General features: G+C 71.1%; 14 protein-coding genes and 1 tRNA gene. 5 read left to right on the top strand and 10 right to left on the bottom strand.

Annotated elements, in window-relative coordinates; all coding sequences use genetic code 11:
• Positions 1-97: 97 nt before the first annotated feature.
• Both ACFVVO_RS03565 and ACFVVO_RS03560 read right to left on the bottom strand, forming a co-directional pair.
• A tRNA-Met gene (locus ACFVVO_RS03565) sits at positions 98-171 on the bottom strand.
• A 41-nt stretch (positions 172-212) separates the two neighbouring features.
• On the bottom strand, positions 213-3,110 hold the full coding sequence (locus ACFVVO_RS03560; RefSeq protein WP_390051587.1) for a UPF0182 family protein: 2,898 nt from the start codon (positions 3,108-3,110) through the stop codon (positions 213-215).
• Positions 3,111-3,273: 163 nt separating this feature from the next.
• Here ACFVVO_RS03560 and ACFVVO_RS03555 point away from each other — a divergent pair, with 163 nt between their 5' ends.
• Entirely contained in the window at positions 3,274-3,816 is a 543-nt protein-coding gene (locus tag ACFVVO_RS03555) for a PPA1309 family protein (RefSeq protein ID WP_390051316.1), read from the top strand.
• A 72-nt stretch (positions 3,817-3,888) separates the two neighbouring features.
• Here ACFVVO_RS03555 and ACFVVO_RS03550 read toward each other — a convergent pair whose 3' ends face one another.
• From ACFVVO_RS03550 to ACFVVO_RS03535, 4 genes are all read right to left on the bottom strand, one after another.
• On the bottom strand, positions 3,889-4,986 hold the full coding sequence (locus tag ACFVVO_RS03550) for a PDZ domain-containing protein (RefSeq protein ID WP_390051314.1): 1,098 nt from the start codon (positions 4,984-4,986) through the stop codon (positions 3,889-3,891).
• A 51-nt stretch (positions 4,987-5,037) separates the two neighbouring features.
• Positions 5,038-5,214, bottom strand: coding sequence for a hypothetical protein (locus tag ACFVVO_RS03545; RefSeq protein WP_359545689.1), 177 nt, complete (start codon positions 5,212-5,214; stop codon positions 5,038-5,040).
• 128 nt (positions 5,215-5,342) lie between these two features.
• Positions 5,343-5,804 carry a molybdenum cofactor biosynthesis protein MoaE gene (locus ACFVVO_RS03540; RefSeq protein ID WP_390051312.1) on the bottom strand — a complete coding sequence of 154 codons (462 nt, stop codon included), beginning with the start codon at positions 5,802-5,804 and terminating at the stop codon, positions 5,343-5,345.
• A 135-nt stretch (positions 5,805-5,939) separates the two neighbouring features.
• On the bottom strand, positions 5,940-7,100 hold the full coding sequence (locus tag ACFVVO_RS03535) for an SDR family oxidoreductase (protein WP_390051310.1): 1,161 nt from the start codon (positions 7,098-7,100) through the stop codon (positions 5,940-5,942).
• Positions 7,101-7,291: 191 nt separating this feature from the next.
• Between ACFVVO_RS03535 and ACFVVO_RS03530 the strand changes: the two genes are divergently transcribed.
• Positions 7,292-8,728, top strand: coding sequence for a zinc-dependent metalloprotease (locus ACFVVO_RS03530; RefSeq protein ID WP_390051308.1), 1,437 nt, complete (start codon positions 7,292-7,294; stop codon positions 8,726-8,728).
• Positions 8,725-9,246, top strand: coding sequence for an NUDIX hydrolase (locus ACFVVO_RS03525; protein WP_390051306.1), 522 nt, complete (start codon positions 8,725-8,727; stop codon positions 9,244-9,246). Before ACFVVO_RS03530 ends, ACFVVO_RS03525 begins: the two co-directional genes overlap by 4 nt.
• A 52-nt stretch (positions 9,247-9,298) precedes the next feature.
• Here ACFVVO_RS03525 and ACFVVO_RS03520 read toward each other — a convergent pair whose 3' ends face one another.
• The 4 genes from ACFVVO_RS03520 to ACFVVO_RS03505 form a co-directional block, all read right to left on the bottom strand.
• Positions 9,299-10,054 (bottom strand): AIM24 family protein, encoded by a 756-nt coding sequence (locus tag ACFVVO_RS03520; protein WP_390051304.1) that lies wholly within the window; start codon positions 10,052-10,054, stop codon positions 9,299-9,301.
• A 17-nt stretch (positions 10,055-10,071) separates the two neighbouring features.
• Positions 10,072-10,752: an AIM24 family protein gene (locus ACFVVO_RS03515; protein ID WP_390051302.1), complete on the bottom strand. Its 681-nt coding sequence runs from the start codon at positions 10,750-10,752 to the stop codon at positions 10,072-10,074.
• An 11-nt stretch (positions 10,753-10,763) separates the two neighbouring features.
• Positions 10,764-12,467, bottom strand: a complete 1,704-nt coding sequence (locus tag ACFVVO_RS03510; protein ID WP_390051301.1) for a TerD family protein — start codon at positions 12,465-12,467, stop codon at positions 10,764-10,766.
• 134 nt (positions 12,468-12,601) lie between these two features.
• Positions 12,602-13,198: a M48 family metallopeptidase gene (locus ACFVVO_RS03505; protein WP_390051299.1), complete on the bottom strand. Its 597-nt coding sequence runs from the start codon at positions 13,196-13,198 to the stop codon at positions 12,602-12,604.
• 302 nt (positions 13,199-13,500) lie between these two features.
• Here ACFVVO_RS03505 and ACFVVO_RS03500 point away from each other — a divergent pair, with 302 nt between their 5' ends.
• Entirely contained in the window at positions 13,501-14,730 is a 1,230-nt protein-coding gene (locus ACFVVO_RS03500) for a TOMM precursor leader peptide-binding protein (protein ID WP_390051297.1), read from the top strand.
• A complete protein-coding gene (locus tag ACFVVO_RS03495) occupies positions 14,723-16,093 on the top strand; it encodes an ABC1 kinase family protein (protein ID WP_390051296.1) in 1,371 nt (456 codons plus the stop codon). Before ACFVVO_RS03500 ends, ACFVVO_RS03495 begins: the two co-directional genes overlap by 8 nt.
• Positions 16,094-16,119: the final 26 nt, after the last annotated feature.

Genomic DNA, 16,119 nt, shown 5'->3' with positions numbered 1-16,119 from the left:
TCCCCACGGCGGCGCGGCCGTCCCTCCCGATCTGTACATGAGTTCGCACACCACGAAGGCCCGGATCCCTGTAAGGAATCCGGGCCTTCGTCATCAGTAGCGGGGACAGGATTTGAACCTGCGACCTCTGGGTTATGAGCCCAGCGAGCTACCGAGCTGCTCCACCCCGCGCCGTTGTTCAGCAACCGTATCACGGCGCGGGGCGGTCTTGATCAGCTCTTGTCGCCGCCGCCGGTCTTGTCACCGCCGGCGGCCTTGTCAGCCTTGGCCTGCGCCTCTTCGGCCCGCTTCAGCGCCGCCTCGAGATCGTCCTGCGCCTTGGCGTACGCGGACCAGTCGGGCTTCGGCTTCTGCAGGGCCTCCTGCCCGGCCCCGAACGCCTTCTGGGCGTCGTCGAGCGCCTGCCTGACCGTCGGGTTGCTCGTGTCGGGCGGGTTGTTCCCGGTCTTCGGCGGTGTGGTCGAACCCTGTACGCCGAACACCTTGTTGAGCGCCTCGTCCAGGGTGTCCTCGAAGGCGGTCCTGCCCTCATAGGTGACCAGCACCTTGCGCAGCAAGGGGTACTTCAGCGAACCACCACGGACGTAGACGGGCTCCGCGTAGAGCAGTCCTCCGTCCAGGGGCACGGTCAGCAGGTTGCCGTACTCGACCTTGGAGTGGCCTCTGCTCAGCAGGCTGATGGTCTCGGCGATGTCCGACTCGGAGTTGAACTGGCTCTGGACCTGCTTGGGGCCGTAAACGGTGGTGCTCGCCGGCAGTTTCAGGACTCTGATCTTGCCGTAGTCGCTTGTGCCCGGGTCGGAGTCGACGGCCATGAAGGCGCTGAGGTTGTCCCGCCCGTTCGGCGTGAACGTCGTCGTCAGCGAGAACGCCTGGGCACTCTGGTCCGGCATCTTCATGCTCAGGTAGTACGGCGGCACGGCGTTGCCGGAGTCGTTGGACGGGTCGTCGGGCACCTCCCACACCTCGCTGCCGCTGAGGAAGGTCTGCGCGTCGGTCACGTGGTAGCGGGTGAGCAGCTCGCGCTGGACCTTGAACAGGTCCTGCGGGTAGCGCAGATGCTCCGTCAGGTCGGCGGAGATGTCCGCGCGCGGCTGGACCGTACCGGGGAAGGCCTTCATCCAGGTCTTCAGCACGGGGTCCGCGGTGTCCCACTGATAGAGCTTGACCTCGCCGGTGTACGCGTCGACGGTCGCCTTCACCGAGTTGCGGATGTAGTTGACCTGGTTCTGCTGGGCCACCACCGCGCGGGAGTTGTTCGTCGCGGTCTGCGAGTCGGCCGTCGTGTCACCGAGCGTGGTACGGGAGGCGTACGGATAGCCGTTGGTGGTCGTGTACGCGTCGACGATCCACTGGATGCGGTGGTTCACGACGGCCGGATAGGCGTCGCCGTCGATGGTCAGCCAGGGAGCGACCGCCTCGACGCGCTCCTTGGGGGTGCGGTTGTACAGGATCCGCGACCCCTTGCCGATCGCACCGGAGTAGAGGATCTGCGGCTCGTTGAACGCCACCGCGTACGCGGCCCGGTTGACCGGGTTGTCGAGGTTGACCCCGCTCTTGCCCTGGTAGCTGGTGGTCTTCTCGCGCTCGTTGTCGGAGTAGTCGACCTCCTTCTGCGGGCCGCCGACGATCGAGTACGTGGTGGTCTTCTCGCCGTAGTAGATCTGCTGCTTGTAGCTGCCGAGGGAGCCCTCGGACGGCAGGTTCTTCTCGGTGAAGACCGGGCGGCCCTCGGCGTCGGCCTCGGTGCCCTTGGCGGCGACCGCGCCGTAGCCGTGCGTGTAGCGGAAGTGGTCGTTGATCCAGTTGTTCTTCGGAATGCCGGCCAGGTTCAGCTCGCGCAGTCCGAGGACGGTGTCCTGCTCCTTGCCGTCCTTGGCGTACCGGTCGACGTCCAGGTTGGCCGGGAACCCGTAGTAGCCCTTGATCTGCTGCAGTTGCTGGAACGTCGGCGAGACGACGTTCGGGTCCATGATGCGGATGCTCGCCGTGTCGCCGACCTTGTCACGCAGCTTGGTCTTGTCCGCGGTGGTGGACTTGCCGGCGTACTCGGTGACCTTGGTGTCGTCGATGCCGTACGCCTCACGGGTCGCCTTGAGGTTCTTCTGGACGTACGGGGCTTCCTTGGCCTGCTCGTTGGGCTGCACCTGGAACTTCTGCACGATGGCCGGGTACAGGCCGCCGATCAGGATCGCGGAGAGGACCATCAGGCCGAAGCCGATCACGGGCAGCTGCCAGGTGCGCCGCCACAGGGTGGCGAAGAACAGCAGCGCGCAGATGACGGCGATGCAGAACAGGATCGTCTTGGCCGGCAGGTAGGCGTTGGCGTCGACGTAGCGCAGGCCGGTCCAGTTGCCGGTCGCCTTGAAGTCGCTGGACTTGACGGCGAGCCCGTACCGGTCGAGCCAGTAGGCGACCGCCTTCAGCGCCACGAAGATGCCGAGGAGCACCGACAGATGCCCGGTCGCGGCGGCGGTGGCGCGCGCGCCCGGGCTGGTGACGCGCAGCCCGCCGTACAGGTAGTGGGTGAGCGCGGCGGCGATCAGGCACAGGATCGCGGTGGCGAAGCCGAAGCCCAGCAGGAACCGGTACCAGGGCAGGTCGAAGGCGTAGAAGGAGACGTCGAGGTGGAACTGCGGGTCCTTCTGCTGGAAGGGCACGCCGTTGACCCACATCAGCCAGGTGCGCCACTGGCCGGCCGCGGAGGCGCCGGCGATCAGACCGACGAGGCAGGCGACGGCGAGCAGCAGCCAGGTCTTGTACGGCGCGATGCCCATCCGGTAGCGGTCCAGGCTCTGCTGCTCCATGGACATGGCGCTCAGCGGGGGCCGCAGCCGGTGCGCCAGCCAGATGTTGAGGCCGACGGCGACGGCCATCAGCAGACCGAAGACGAAGAACAGCCCGATCTTGGTCCACAGCATGGTGGTGAACACGGACGAGTAGTGCACCGACCGGTACCACAGCCAGTCCGTCCAGAAGCCCGCGAACATGGTGAACACCATGCCGAGGACGGCGAGGACGCCCAGTGTCATGAGCAGGGCCCGGGCCCGCCGGGACGGGCGTCCCGCTCTGATCCGTGGCCCCGTCGGGCCTCCGCCGCGGTCCGGCATCTGGAAAGCCAAGGTGCGCACCTCGAAGTTCGCTGTCGATACGTCAGGCCCCCGTTTTCACGGGCCGGCCGAGGCCCCCCGTGATCGCGGGCCACACCTATGCAACTTACTCACGGTTCACTCGGTTCCCGATTCCGGCCGGGAACGAGGCAGGATTGTGACCATGTCCAACACTCCCATGGCAGCGAGCCCGCTCACCCGGGCCGTACTCGAGATCGACGAGTACACCTCCGGCCTCGGCTGGGACCAGCCCGCCCGCCTCTTCGCCCTCGTAGACACCGCACGACTGCGGGTTCAGGAACCCTCGCTCGCCACCCAGCTCGGCCTCGACGAGGAGTCCGAGACGGCCGGTCTCACCCCGATCGAGCAGGACGAGGTTCCGACGGACAAGCCGCTCGACGAGTTCCTCGGCACCATCGCCTGGCCGGACGCGGTGGTGGGCTGCGCGCTCACCGTGGAGCGCCTGATGCTGCCGCCGTCCGCCGAGGCGCAGGTGCCGCAGGGCCTGAGCGAGGCCAAGCTGGCCAAGTGGGTGGCGGAGCACCCCGAGCGCCAGGAGGTCCGCATGACGGTCGCGGTGCTGCGCGAAGGCGGCCGCGAGTCGGCGCTGCGCCTGCGCGAGAAGGACTCCGCGACGGAGGTCCTGACGGGGCCGGAGCTGGTGCCGGGCCTGGCCGAGGCGCTGGCGGCGACCTTCGCGGACTGATTCCCTCCGGTACGGCGTGGGGGCGCTCCCGGTGATCGGGAGCGCCCCCAGCCGCGTCTTCGGGACCGCCGGTCAGCTCTTGGTGGTGCACTTCGGCAGAGCGGCTGTGTCGCCGCCGCGGATGTCCTTCAGGGCGTCGAGTGCGTCGCCGATGGTCTTCACCTTGACGAGCGTGAGCCCGCTCGGGGTGTCCTTGGCGGCTGCCGCACAGTTGTCGGCGGGGGTGAGGAAGTACCGGGCGCCCTTGCCGCGTGCGCCGACGGTCTTCATCTCGATGCCGCCGATCGGTCCGATCGTCCCCTTGTCGTCGATGGTGCCGGTGCCGGCGACGAAGTTGCCGCCGGTGAGGCTGCCCGGGGTGAGCTTGTCGTAGATGCCGAGCGCGAACATCAGTCCGGCGCTGGGCCCGCCGACGTCGGCGAGCTTGATGTCGATGCTGAACGGGAAGGTGTGGTCGGTCCCGGCGGAGATCCCGACGATGGCGCGCCGGGCGCCGCTGTCGTGGGAGGTCGCCGTCGTGATGCCGACGTCCCGGGTCTTCGTCGCCGTCTTGCGCTGCTTCGCGGCCGCTGCCTGCTCCTTGGCCGGGACGACGGTGAAGACGACCTTCTGGCCGGGCTTGTGCCGGGTGACGAACTCGGCGACGTCGGACGGCTGCTTGACGGCCGTCCCGTCCACGGCCTTGATCACGTCCCCGGCGTGCAGCCGGCCCTCGGCCGGGGAGCCCTTGACGACGGTGGAGACGATCACCCAGGACGTCACCGGGACGCCCAGTTCCTTCAGGGCGGCGACCTTGGCGCTCTCCTGGGACTGGCTGAACTCCTCGGCGTTCTCCTGGGTGGACTGCTGCTCGGTCTTGCCGTCCGGGTAGAGGGTGTCGTGCGGCACGATCTTGCTGTCGTGCGCCAGCCAGCCGTAGACAGCCTCCACCAGGTTCATCCGGAAGTCGGCGCTGGTGACCCGGACGGTGGTCATGTTCAGGTGACCGTCCGTCGCGTACGTCTTGTGGCCGGAGATCTGCAGCACCGGCTCGCCGTCGTGCTCCCCGAGCGTGTTCACGGTCGGCCCGGGGGACATCTCCGCGTACGGCACGGGGATGAGCACTCCCGCGCACAGGAGCGCGATCAGCATCAGGGTGGAGGCGAGCATCGTCGCGGTGCGGCGTGGCATGCCACGACAGTACGGGACGCCTCTGTCAGCGCACCGTCAGGGCACCTCTCCTCAGGCGCCGGGGGCGCCGGAGTGGGACTTCTTCTCCATGGCCTCGCGGAACCGGGCGTATCCGTCCAGTTCGGGACCGTCGCTGCGGATTCTCCGGGTCCGATTGGCCCAACCACCCCACAGTCCAGCCGCGACCGCGGCAACGAGCGGAATCAGCAACCAGGCGAGCGCCGCCATGCCGACCTCCCAACCCCATGAGCGTCCGCGACTGACTGATCAGCAGATTAACCATCCGCACTGACAACGCTCACGCGAGGGGGGTGGTTACGCAACCGGACGGGCCGGTGCGCCGGCGGTGACGTCGGTCAGCAGGCGCCGACCCATTCCTCGGTCCCGTCGGAGAACCGCTGGTGCTTCCAGATGGGCACCTCGTGCTTCAGGTCGTCGATGAGCCTGCGGCAGGCCTCGAACGCCTCACCCCGATGGGGGCACGACACGCCGACGACGACGGCGAGGTCCCCGACCCGGAGGTCCCCCACCCGGTGGACGGCGGCCAGCGCCCGCACCGGGAACTCGGCGGCGACCTTCTCGGCGATCCGCCGCATCTCGGCCTCGGCGCTGGGGTGGCAGGAGTACCCGAGCGCGTCGACGTCGGCGCCCTCGTCGTGGTTGCGCACCGTCCCCACGAAGAGCGCGACGCCGCCGGCGGCGTCGTCCCCGACGGCGGCGAACACCTCGTCCACGGAGAGCGGGGTCTCCCGGACGCCGATCAGCTTGATGGGGTCCTGCGCCGCCTGCTCACCGGGGTGATCGTTCGTGGGTGCCATGCCCCCATCGTGCCGCACACCTCCGGCATCCCGGAATACGACTTTCACCAGGCACGCGCGCGGGGTGCCTTGGAGCCTCCTACAGGGTGCGCGGGGCGCGGCCCCTCGCGGAGATCCTCGCCGAAGCTCCTCGCCTCACCGCCGGCGGGCCTTGCGGGCCCGCCGTACCACCGCTGCGGCGCCCAGCAGCGCCACCGTCGCCCCCGCCGCGCCCGCGGCCGTGGCGTCCTTGCGTCCCAGCCGGCGTCCGGCGACCGTGTGCCGCCCGGAGACCTCCTCCAGCAGCTCCGCCAGCACCTCCTCGTTGGTCCAGCGGGGCCGCCATCCGGCGTCGTGCAGCCGGCTCCCGCTGACCACCCAGGGGTACATCGTGTACGCCAGGTCACCCGCCGGGGACGGGGTGAGGCCGATCCGGTGCAGCCGGGCGGCGGCGCCCAGGGCGACCGCCGACGGCAGCTCCATCCGCCGGATCCCGGTCAGCTCCTCGACCTCCTCCTGCTCCAGCCACCCGTCGCAGCCGACGGCCAGCTCCCCGTCGACCTTCTCCAGGACGGCGTACTCCAGAGCGGCGCACAGGTCCTCGACATGGCAGAACTGCCAGGCGGGCCGCGACCCGGCGACCACGAGCAGCCGGGGCGACTCGAAGTACCGGGTCAGCGCGGTGTCGGTGCCTCCCACCAGCACCGCGGGCCGCACCACGGTCACGTTCAGCCCCGGGTGCGCGCGCGGGGCGCGCCGCGCCAGCCGCTCGATCTCCAGCAGGTCCCCGACGCCGGTGGCCTCGGCCGTCGCCCGCAGCTCGGCGTCCTCCGACAGGGGAAGCTCGTTCTCCGGCAGCGCCCCGTAGACCATCGCGGAGGTGCACAGCACCACCCGGTGCACTCCGGCCGCCGCTGCGGCGGTCAGCACGGTCTGCGTCCCCCGGACGTTGTAGGCCGTGCGGGCCGCCGGATCGGTCTCCAGGTCGAGGTCGAGCGCGAGGTGCACCACCACGTCCGCGCCCCGCAGCTTGTCCGCGATCGCCGGGTCGCGCACGTCAAGGATGTGCCACTGTGCGGCAGCACACTCCCCGCGCCGCTCGTCGATGGCGATGACCTGCTTGATCTCCTCGGCGGTCGCGAGCCGCTCGGTGAGCATCGCGCCGACCCCGGCGGCCGCGCCGGTGACCGCGACGACGGGCCCGTGCACGGCGGTCGTCCCGCCGGCGCCCAGCGCCGTGGTCGAGGGGCGATGGTCGGGCGACGGGCGGTCTGAATGGTTTCGCGCTGCGCGAACCTGCGGATCTGGGGAACTCACCGGGCGTCTCCAGTGGTTGTCTTCGGTACGGGCGCGAGTGAGGCGCACGTACCAGGTGCATCCATCCTGCCGCAGGCTTTCCGTGGGCGAAGCACCGAGGCCCGATCGGGTCCGGGTGTCTACGCTGGGTGGTGACGTCGGGCAGCCGCGCCGCCGGAGAGAACCGGTGGCCTTACCAGCCGAGGAATCCCGTGAGTGACACCCCATTCGGATTCGGCCTTCCGCCGGAGGAGCCGGAAGACGGCGACGAGGGCAAGAAGAGGGACCAGCAGGGCGGTGGTGAGGAGGGACCGGCCAACCCGTTCGGTTTCGGGCGGCCCGGAGCCGGAGGCTTTGGCGGCCCCGGCGCCGACAACCCGCTCGCAGCGATGTTCGGATCCCTGAACCCCACCGACCTGGGCGCCGCGTTCCAGCAGCTCGGCCAGATGCTCTCCTACGAGGGCGGCCCGGTGAACTGGGACATGGCCAAGCAGATCGCCCGCCAGACGGTCTCCCAGGGCACCCCGGACGGCGTGAAGGACGAGAGCGTCGGCGGTGCCGAGCGCTCCGCGGTCCAGGACGCCGTCCGTCTGGCCGACCTGTGGCTGGACGACGCGACGTCCCTGCCGTCGGGCGCCGCCTCGGCGGTGGCCTGGTCCCGCGCGGAGTGGGTCGAGGCGACCCTGCCCGCGTGGCAGGAGCTGGTCGACCCGGTCGCCGAGCGGGTCGGCGCGGCCATGGGTGACGTCCTGCCGGAGGAGATGCAGGCCATGGCCGGCCCGCTGATCGGCATGATGCGCTCGATGGGCGGCGCCATGTTCGGCACGCAGATCGGGCAGGCAGTGGGCGTGCTCGCGGGCGAGGTCGTCGGTTCCACCGACATCGGCCTGCCGCTGGGCCCGGCCGGCAAGGCCGCGCTGCTCCCCGCCAACGTGGAGGCGTTCGGCAAGGACCTCGGCGTGCCGCAGGAGGAGGTCCGGCTCTACCTGGCCCTGCGCGAGGCGGCTCACCAGCGCCTGTTCGCGCACGTGCCGTGGCTGCGCTCGCACCTGTTCGGCGCGGTCGACGGCTACGCGCGCGGCATCAAGGTCGACACGGCCAAGCTTGAGGACGTGGTCGGGCAGTTCGACCCGCAGAACCCCGAGCAGCTGCAGGACGCCCTTCAGCAGGGCATGTTCCAGCCGGAGGACACGCCCGAGCAGAAGGCGGCGCTGGCCCGTCTGGAGACCGCTCTGGCGCTCGTCGAGGGCTGGGTGGACGCGGTGGTGCACGCGGCCGCGAAACCGCGTCTGTCGTCGGCCGACGCCCTGCGCGAGACCCTGCGCCGGCGCCGGGCAACCGGTGGCCCGGCGGAGCAGACGTTCGCCACGCTGATCGGCCTGGAGCTGCGCCCGCGCCGGCTGCGGGACGCCTCCCGGCTGTGGGCCTCGCTCACGGACGCGCGCGGCGTGGACGGCCGGGACGCCCTGTGGGCCCACCCGGACATGCTGCCGACGGCCACCGACCTGGACGACCCCGACGGTTTTGTGCACCGCGAGCAGCTCGACTTCTCCGAGCTGGACAAGATGCTCGGCGAGGCGGCGGGCGGCGCCGGCGAGAAGCCGAACCTGAAGAAGGACGACGAGGCCGAGGGCGACGACACCGAGTGAGCCTGTACGACGACGCGGTCCTCGTGCTGAAGGGGTACGAGGGCCAGGCGGAGCTGCGCCAGGCCTACCTGGATCATCTGGCGGCCCATCCGGACGGCATGTGGAAGGCCTGCGGGGACGGTCACATCACGGCGAGCGCGCTGGTGATCGACCCCGAGCGCGGCCGGGTCCTGCTGACCCTGCACAGAAAGCTGCGGATGTGGCTGCAGATGGGCGGCCACTGCGAGCCCGGCGACGCCACCCTGCGGGACGCCGCCCTGCGGGAGGCCACGGAGGAGTCGGGGATCGCGGGGCTGTCCCTGGTGCCCGGCGGCCCGGTCCGCCTGGACCGGCATCCGATCCCGCCGCCCTGCCACTGGCACTTCGACGTCCAGTACGCGGTACTGGCCCCGCCCGGAGCCGTCCAGGAGATCAGCGACGAGTCACTGGACCTGCGCTGGTTCGGGTACGACGAGGTGGCCGGCGTGGCCGACGAGTCCGTCGTACGCCTGCTGGAGGCGGCGCGCGCCAGGCTGTGAACGCACAAGGGTGACCGCCCCGGGCGGTCACCCCTTGCCGGTTCGCCCGCGCTCAGCTCCAGACGTTGCCCTGGTTCTGTCCGCGCGCCCCCTGCTGTCCCATGCCGAACTGCGCGGCGAGCCCCTGCCCGATCTGCGCGTTCTGCGGCGGCAGCAGCTCGCTGGGCTGCACCAGCGCGAAGCCGGCGCCCATGAAGCTCAGCTCCCAGCCCTCACCGGTGCTGCCGCGCCGCCGCCAGACGCCGGAGGAGTGCGTCTGGGCCTGCATCTGCACCCGCAGCCCGGTGGACCAGGCGACGATCGCGTCGGCGTCGCAGTTGACGTACTTGTCGGGCGTGACCTGCATCAGCAGCGGCGCGCCCGAGGTCATCAGGGCGACCTTGCCGCGCCCGGTGATGTTCAGCTGGTACTTCCCGGAGCCGGAGATGCCGTACAGGCTGTCGACGGCGATGACCTCGTGGTGCAGCGAGGAGTCCATGGCGAGGACGTAGGAGCTGTCCACGGTCAGCCCGTCCTGCTCGACGTCCATGACGTGCACGTACTGGGCGAGGTTGGCGAGGTAGACGGTGCCCTGCCCGTGACAGCGCATCAGGTCCACGCCCTCACCGGTGTGCCTGCGCGCGCGTGCCTGGCCGTTGCTGCGGTACTCGGCGTCGAACTCGACCAGGCCCTGGTAGGCGACCATGGTCCCCTTGCGGGCGAGGAGGTCGTCGTGGCCCTCCAGGGTGACGCGGAGCATCTGCTTGTTCTGCAGGCTCCAGCGCTCCTGGGTCTGCTGGTCGTTGTGGGCGAAAAGCGGGCTCTGCATGATGTTCTGACTCCCCCTCAGCCCCGGAACCGAAGGCGGTCGGTGCTGTCCTCGCTGGGCTGGACGACGACGATGCCCTGGCCGGAGAAGGCCATCTGGTAGGCCTCACCGCTGCCCCGGCCGATCAGCGACTGCGCCTTGAAGCTGCGCTTGCCCTTCACCTTCAGGTTCGGGGACCAGGCGACGAGCGCGTCCGGGTCGACGTACGTCTCGTCCTCACCGCCGCCGCAGTCGACGACGATCGGCTTGCCCCGCGAGGTCAGCGCGACCCAGCCCTGCCCGGAGATCTTGGTGTTCCACAGGCCCTGCCCGGCGAATTTGGCGAGCCCCTTCACCCGCTCCACGCCCCAGCTGAGGTGGGCGTCGAAGGCGAGCAGGTTGGTGGCGTTGACCGAGATGCCGTCGCCGTTGAGGTTGAGCACGACGACGTCGGCGCCGTAGTCGGCGAGGTAGAGCAGTCCGTCGCCGGAGCACTTCATCAGCGGGGCCCCCTCACCGGTCATCCAGTCGCGGGCGATCTGGCGGACGGCGGGCGGGTTGGGCTCGTACTGGATGAAGCCCTCGTAGGCGACCATCGACCCCACGCGCGCGAGGAGGTCGCTGCCGGTCTGCATGGCGACCTTCAGCATGTGGTTGCCGTGGTTCTCCATGCGGGCGGTGACGGGTGCGGGGGCGTAGCCCGCGAGCGGCTGGTTCATGACGGGCTCCCTCAGACCTCGTACGGCTGGACGACGATGAAGTTGCCGGGAGCGCCCCGGAACTGCAGGTTGACGCTCTCCCCGGTGTCGCCCGGGTAGGCGTTGCGGCGCATCCGGACCTGGCTGGAGACGATCACCTGGGAGGCTGCCGACCAGGCGACCACCGCGTGGCAGTCGGCGAACGTCGTCGGCGTCACGGGCAGCACCACGGGGGTGCCGTGCGTCTTGACGACGATCGTGCCGGTGCCCTGGAACTGCATCGTGAACAGCGCGCCGCCGGGGATGCCGTGGCCCTCGATACGCCGGACCTCGTACTGGAGGCTCTCGTCGAAGGCGAGGACGTTCTCCGCCGAGACGCAGATCGCGTCGCCCTGGAGCTCGACGGGATGCACATGGGTGGAGTTCTCGGCGAGGAACACCTGGCCCTGACCGGTGCAGCGCATCAGCTGCATCTCCTGGCCGGTCGCGTTGCCCACGATCCGCCCGGCGAACCCGGCGCCCTTGTAGCTGAAGTCGACCTTGCCCTGGTAGAGCACCATGCTGCCCTGCCGGGCCAGCACGGGCTGGCCGCCGATGCCGAGGTCGACGCGGATGAGCTTGGAGTTCTGCGGCGTCCAGCGCTGCCCGGTGGGCGTCTCCTTGAACTTCTGCAGCGCGGCCGTCACTCCGACACCGCCCTGGGGGGCGCCCTGCGGGACGCCGTAACCGGCGGCCTGCTGGCCGGGGACCTGGCCGTACGGCGGCTGCTGCCCGTAACCCGGAGGCATGGGCGCGCCGGGCTGCCCGCCGTGGGAGGGCTGCTGCCCGTAGCCCGGGGGCATCGGTGCGCCGGGCTGGCCGCCGTGGGCAGGCTGCTGGCCGTAACCCGGAGGCATCGGTGCGCCGGGCCGGCCACCGTAAGGCGGTTGCGGCGGCTGGCCGAAGGGCGCGGGCGCCGGGGCCGGGGGCGGGACGGTGCCGCCGGCGGGCGGGGTCAGGGGTGCGATGACCGTCGGCGCGCCGTGCACGTTCGGGGCGGGCGCCGGGGCCGGGGGCGGGGTGAATCCCTGCGGGGCCGGAGCGGACGCGGGGGCGGGTGCCGGGGCGGCGGGGCCGCCGAACGCGGGCGGGGCGACGGCCTGGGCGGGCGGGGCGAAACCGGGGGCGGCCGTGGACTGCGGCTGCTGCGGGGCGGCCGGCGCCTCCTCCTCCAGCACCTCGCCGCCGAAGTTCTTCAGCAGCGCATCGAGACCGCCGTCGAAGCCCTGTCCGACCGCGGCGAACCGCCAGACGTCCTTGAAGTAGATGTCACCGAGCATGACGGCCCGCTCGGTGGAGAACTCCGAGCCGTCGAACGAGTACCGCGCGACCTCCTCGCCGCCGGCCACGATGCGCAGATATCCGGGGCCGATCTGCGACATCTGCCCGGCGCCGTCCACGGTCGCCGTGAAGGACAGCTTCCGGATGCCCTCCGGGACGCGGTCCAGGGTGACGCGGAACGACTCCGTGTCGCCGGCCTGGGCGCCCAGCAGCTGGACGGACTCCTCCGGTGACTTCGGCTGGTTGAAGAAGATGAAGTACCGGTCGTCCGAGAGGCGCTCGTCGGCGTCCAGACCGAAGCAGCTGATGTCGAAGGTCAGTCCGGGGGCGGAGATCTGCACGCCTACGTACAGATCGGTGCCCGCCGTGAGGTCACTGATCCTGGCCTTGTGGCCGCGTTGGAATTCCCTGGCCATGCGTTACGACCGTCCCCCATCCCGAATGCGAGTGCGTCGCGCCAGGCTAACCGCAAACTTCGGCAAAGGACGCGGCCGGTACGAGTCGGTACAGACCCGGTACACAACCGGCCGCGCGCCCCGCTGGCGGTCCGTCACTCGCCTCGGGCGCCGGGCACGTGCGGCAGCCGCTCGGCCGCCACCACCCCTTCGAGATAGCCGCGGGCCCGCTCGGTGCGCGGGTAGGACTCCAGCAGCCGCCAGAAGTCGGCCCCGTGACCGGGCACCAGCAGATGCGCCAGCTCATGGCAGAGGACGTAGTCGATGACGTACTCCGGCATCCCCTGCAGCCGGTGCGAGAGGCGGATGCTGCCCTCGGCCGGAGTGCACGAGCCCCAGCGGGTGTTCTGGTTGGTGACCCAGCGCACGGACGCGGGGCGCGCCCGGCCGTCGAAGTACTGGGCCGACAGCCGCTCGGCACGCCCGGTCAGTTCGGCGTCGCCCAGCACCCGTTTGCTCTCCTGGGCGGCGAGCTTGTCGAGCATGAGGGTCACCCAGCGCTGCTCCTCCGCCTCGGACATCCGGGCGGGGATCAGCACGACGGTGCGATCGCCCTCGCGGTACGCGGAGACCGTCCGGCGGCGCCGGGTACTCCTGCGGACCTCGATCGCGCTCGCCCCCGAGCCGCTCGGCGGCTGGCTCGTCGTGCTGCGCTGTGGTTGTCCGGCGCGGTGCAGGGGGTCGGCGGGCACGCCCCGACGTTACCCGCTGGGGCGGCCCGAAGTCCCGGCTCCGGGGCGCTCGGATGTTGATGCCCCACCATGCGTTTGATTTGTACGACCGATATGCCCGAGAGGCACCGTCGGTTAGTACGACGAACACCCACAGCCTGTGGACAACTTCGGGCACCGATCCGGCAGCAACCGGGATGCTGGCGGAGGTCGGCAGAGCGTGACCGGCTCCACCGGCCCACGGGACAAGGGACGACCCGGCCACGGGATGTTTGCCCACCCGGGGAACAATTCAGGAGAATACGACGGACACGGGGGCTGTCATGCATCCGATGGTGAAACCCGCGCTGCGGCGCGGCTGGCGCGACCTCAACACCGTGCAGTTCGGGATGACCCCGGCGCACGCCATGACACTGGGACCGATGGATACGGCGACCGGCAGCTTCCTGGACCTGCTCAACGGCACCCGCGGCCTGCCTCTGCTGCGGGACGAGGGCCGGCGCATGGACCTGCCGGACGGCCAGGTCGACGCGCTGCTCGAACGGCTGGCCCGCGCGGGCCTGCTCGACGACACACGCGGCGGCGGCCCCGCCGCCGACGCCCTGCGGGAGCGGACGGACGTCCTGGAGCGGCTGCGCCCCGACCTCGCCTCGCTGTCCCTGACCACTCCGGAACCGGGCGACGCGCTCGGCCGGCTCGCCGCCCGCGGCTCGCTGCGCGTGCAGGTGCGGGGGGCGGGACGGGTCGGGGCCGTGCTGGCGTCGGTGCTGTCCGGGGCCGGGGTCGGGGAGGTCGACGTGCGCGATGTGGGACGTGTCGAACCGTGGGACGTGGCCCCGGCCGGGCTCCCCGCCGACTCGCTGCGTGAACGCCGGCAGGACGCGGCACGGGCGGCGGTCCGCCGCGCGGCCCCGGGCCGACCCGCGCGCCGCACCCGCGCCGCGGCCGCCGCAGGCACCGGCGCCGGAACCGACGAGCCTGGCCTCTCCCTCGTGATCCTCGCCCCGCGGGACGACGTCGCCGTGCACGCGCCGGACCCGTTCGCCGCCGAACCGCTCATGGCCTCCGGCACGCCCCATCTGTACGCGGGCGTCGTGGAGGGGACGGGCGTCGTCGGGCCCCTCGTCCTGCCGGGTGGCACGAGCTGTGCGGGCTGTCTGCAGCAGGACCGCACGGACCGCGATCCGGCCTGGCCCCGGCTGGTCGCCCAGTGGCGCTCCGGCAACGCCCGCCGGGTGGGGGCCTGTGATCTGGCTCTCGCCACGGCCGTCGCCGGACTGGCCGCAGCCCACGCCCTCGCCTTCCTCGACGGGGAGTCGCCGTCCAGCGCCGGCACCCGCTGGGAGACGTCCCTACCCGGCCTGACCTGGCATTCCCGGCCGATCTGGCCGCACCCGGCATGCGGATGCGGGGCAGCGGAGAGAGGTAAGGGGGAGCACTCCTCCATGAACGGGGAGCCACGCGCGACAATGGCGGTGCGACGGCCGTCGCCGGAGCAACGACGCGAGGCAGGCGCGTTGCGGCCAACTGGGACCTGGAGGGCGCATGTCTGATCTTCCCCGGAAGGCGGTCACCCGAACCGCCAAGCTCGCCGCGCTCCCGCTCGGCTTCGCCGGCCGGGCGACCTGGGGGCTGGGCAAACGGATAGTGGGCGAGTCCGCGGAAATCGTCGGCCGGGAGCTGCAACAGCGCACGGCTGAGCAGTTGTTCAAGGTCCTCGGCGAGCTCAAGGGCGGTGCCATGAAGTTCGGGCAGGCGATGTCCGTCTTCGAGTCCGCCCTGCCCGAGGAGATCGCCGGCCCCTACCGCGCGGCGCTCACCAAGCTCCAGGACGCGGCGCCGCCGATGCCGACCCGCACGGTCCACGCGGTGCTCGAGGAGCGGCTGGGCGCGGAGTGGCGGGAGCTGTTCCTGGAGTTCGAGGACAAGCCGGCGGCCGCGGCCTCCATCGGGCAGGTCCATCGCGCGGTGTGGCACGACGGCCGTGAGGTGGCGGTCAAGGTGCAGTACCCGGGGGCGGGCGAGGCCCTACTGTCCGATTTGACCCAACTCAGCCGCTTCGCTCGGCTGCTGGGGCCGCTGATCCCCGGCATGGACATCAAGCCGCTGATCGCGGAGATGCGGGACCGGGTCTCCGAGGAGCTGGACTACGCGCTGGAGGCGCAGGCCCAGCAGGCGCACGCGGAGGAGTTCGCGGACGACCCGGACGTGGTGGTCCCGGCGGTGGTGCACCAGTGCGATCAGATCCTGGTCACGGAGTGGATCGACGGGATCCCGCTGTCGGAGATCATCAACGACGGCACCGAGGAGCAGCGCGACCGGGCCGGCCAGCTCCTGGCCCGCTTCCTGTTCTCCGGCCCGGCCCGCACCGGTCTGCTGCACGCCGATCCGCACCCTGGCAACTTCCGTCTGCTGCCCGGCGACCCGGACGGTGACGGCGAGTGGCGCCTGGGCGTTCTGGACTTCGGCACCGTCGACCGGCTCCCGGGCGGCCTGCCGGAGCCGATAGGCGTCTCGTTGCGGATGACCCTGGACGGCGAGGCGGATCCGGTCTACGAGCTGCTGTGCACCGAGGGGTTCGTCAAGGAGTCCATAGAGCTGGACCCCGACGCGGTCCTCGGCTACCTGCTGCCGATCATCGAACCGGCCCGGGTCGAGGCGTTCACCTTCACCCGCTCGTGGATGCGCAGCCAGGCCGCCCGCATCGCCGACGTCCGCTCCCCCGCCTACCAACTGGGCAAGCAGCTCAACCTGCCACCGGCCTACCTGCTGATCCACCGGGTGACGCTGAGCACCATCGGTGTGCTCTGCCAGCTGGGAGCCACGGTGCGGCTGCGTGAGGAGCTGGAGGAGTGGCTGCCCGGCTTCGTCCCCGCGGACGAACTGGACGAGGAGGAGTCGGCGGCGGAGGCGTGATGGCCGCAACGCACCGCGGGGGCCGG

The sequence above is a fragment of the Streptomyces sp. NPDC058145 genome (genome assembly GCF_042884245.1).
Lineage (GTDB): Bacteria > Actinomycetota > Actinomycetes > Streptomycetales > Streptomycetaceae > Streptomyces.
Note: the sequence above shows the minus strand (reverse complement) of the source record. Positions and strands in the feature narration are given on the sequence as shown.

Bases quoted from the DNA above. Each gene is read 5' to 3' on its own strand.
- ACFVVO_RS03560 (WP_390051587.1), bottom strand. From the start codon at position 3,110: ATGCCGGACCGCGGCGGAGGCCCGACGGGGCCACGGATCAGAGCGGGA.
- ACFVVO_RS03555 (WP_390051316.1), top strand. From the start codon at position 3,274: ATGTCCAACACTCCCATGGCAGCGAGCCCGCTCACCCGGGCCGTACTC.
- ACFVVO_RS03550 (WP_390051314.1), bottom strand. From the start codon at position 4,986: ATGCCACGCCGCACCGCGACGATGCTCGCCTCCACCCTGATGCTGATC.
- ACFVVO_RS03545 (WP_359545689.1), bottom strand. From the start codon at position 5,214: ATGGCGGCGCTCGCCTGGTTGCTGATTCCGCTCGTTGCCGCGGTCGCG.
- ACFVVO_RS03540 (WP_390051312.1), bottom strand. From the start codon at position 5,804: ATGGCACCCACGAACGATCACCCCGGTGAGCAGGCGGCGCAGGACCCC.
- ACFVVO_RS03520 (WP_390051304.1), bottom strand. From the start codon at position 10,054: ATGCAGAGCCCGCTTTTCGCCCACAACGACCAGCAGACCCAGGAGCGC.
- ACFVVO_RS03515 (WP_390051302.1), bottom strand. From the start codon at position 10,752: ATGAACCAGCCGCTCGCGGGCTACGCCCCCGCACCCGTCACCGCCCGC.
- ACFVVO_RS03510 (WP_390051301.1), bottom strand. From the start codon at position 12,467: ATGGCCAGGGAATTCCAACGCGGCCACAAGGCCAGGATCAGTGACCTC.
- ACFVVO_RS03500 (WP_390051297.1), top strand. From the start codon at position 13,501: ATGCATCCGATGGTGAAACCCGCGCTGCGGCGCGGCTGGCGCGACCTC.
- ACFVVO_RS03495 (WP_390051296.1), top strand. From the start codon at position 14,723: ATGTCTGATCTTCCCCGGAAGGCGGTCACCCGAACCGCCAAGCTCGCC.